General features: G+C 48.9%; 1 protein-coding gene. It reads left to right on the top strand.

All coding sequences use genetic code 11. The annotated features are described in order from the left end of the window. Nucleotides 1-1,505 (top strand): SwmB domain-containing protein (locus AC6I5A_RS11130; protein ID WP_497900682.1); only part of this gene is annotated, 1,505 nt, incomplete at both ends.

The raw sequence follows: 1,505 nt of genomic DNA, 5'->3' as shown, positions 1-1,505 counted from the left end.
CTTGACGGTGTGCAAGCCACGAGAATTGTTGTTCTCTCAGGCGCAGAACACAGTGTTGACTTAGTAGGAACTAAAGCTGATAGTCTTGTGGTTTCAAGTTCCTCCCCTGTCCATGTAGCGGCAAAAACAGGAACAATTTTTGGAACTACCTTAGTTCAATCTAATACTGCTGTGGAATCACAAAGCGGAGCAAATGTAGGGGTCTTATCTGCCCAACCACGCCTGAATGAACCAGTTAATGTGCAGCTTAATGGGACATTCTCTAACGATGTTTTCCTTAGTGGGAGTGTAAAACTAACGGCTGCTGACGGCGCCGTTGTTCCTGCTGTAAGGGTGGCTGGGGCAACTACACCGGATGCAATTCAGTTAGCAGGACAGTTCGCCAGCGTATTAATTAATGATGACTCGCCGATAACCTTGTTATCAGGTAAAATCATTGAAATGACAGTCACCGGAACGACAAACATTGTCGTCATGAGCGGAGCGGAAATTACGGGCTTAACCTCAGCAACTGGGAAGGCCATAGTAAGCGGCGGTGGAACTGTAAACGGAAAGCCCACGACCGCTACTCCCGTAGAAATTTCGGTAGTAACTGTTGTAGTAACACCTGTAGTAAACCCCGGTGGTAATAGTGGTGACCCCAACAGTGCTGCTGCGCCTACATTTGTGCGTACCGAAGTGACGAACAAGGGTGATGTGAGTATCTACTTCAGCAAAACTATGGCCGATCCCATCGGCAAGCATGGAGGATTCACGGTTACGGTAAATGGAAAATCTGTAACAATTACCGGTATAGAGTTGACGAATACCGATGGTAAGTTAAAGTTAGTGCTTGCTGATAAATTAGTAGGCGACGAAGTAGTTACCGTTGCGTACAGCAAGCCCTCAAACAGCGCAATGCAGATCACAGCATCTGATGGCGGGGTGTTAGAAACCTTTGGTACTAAATCGGCAGATGGCTCATTTATGTTTGCCATCAATAATGCAGCCCCGAATGCAGCTGGAATGGGAAAGGCCATCATAACTTATGCGGAGACTTTGGGTTTAGACTTAACGGACTACAATTCCTTAAGCGATAAGACGCCGGTATATACTGCCCTGGCCTGGAAGGATTTTGACAATAAAGCTGCCGTGAAAGCGGCGTTTGACGCTGCGGTTGCGGCTCAAAAATCAGCAGAGAAAGAGCCCCCCGGTGGTGGTGCTCCCACCCCGACAGCAGTAGTGCTAGCCGACGGATCATTAGGGACAGCAGGAGACCAGAAGATCTCAGGATTAACAAGTGGAACGAAATATGTAGTAACGTCTGGTGGCAAGAGCTACGGAGTTCAAGCCAACGGGACACTGGGAGCGGAGAACTCGGCTGCAGAAGCCTTAAACGGCACTGAGGTCACAGGCTTGACCAATGGAACTATATATAGCGTCGCTGTAGAAGTTCCAGCTGCCCCGACAGCAGTAGTGCTGGCAGGCGGGTCGTTAGGTGCAGTAGGTGACCAGAAGATTACAGG

The sequence above is a fragment of the Desulfosporosinus sp. Tol-M2 genome, assembly GCF_059735615.1.
The sequence above is the reverse complement of the archived record's forward strand: the minus strand, read 5'-3'. Positions and strand labels throughout refer to the sequence as shown.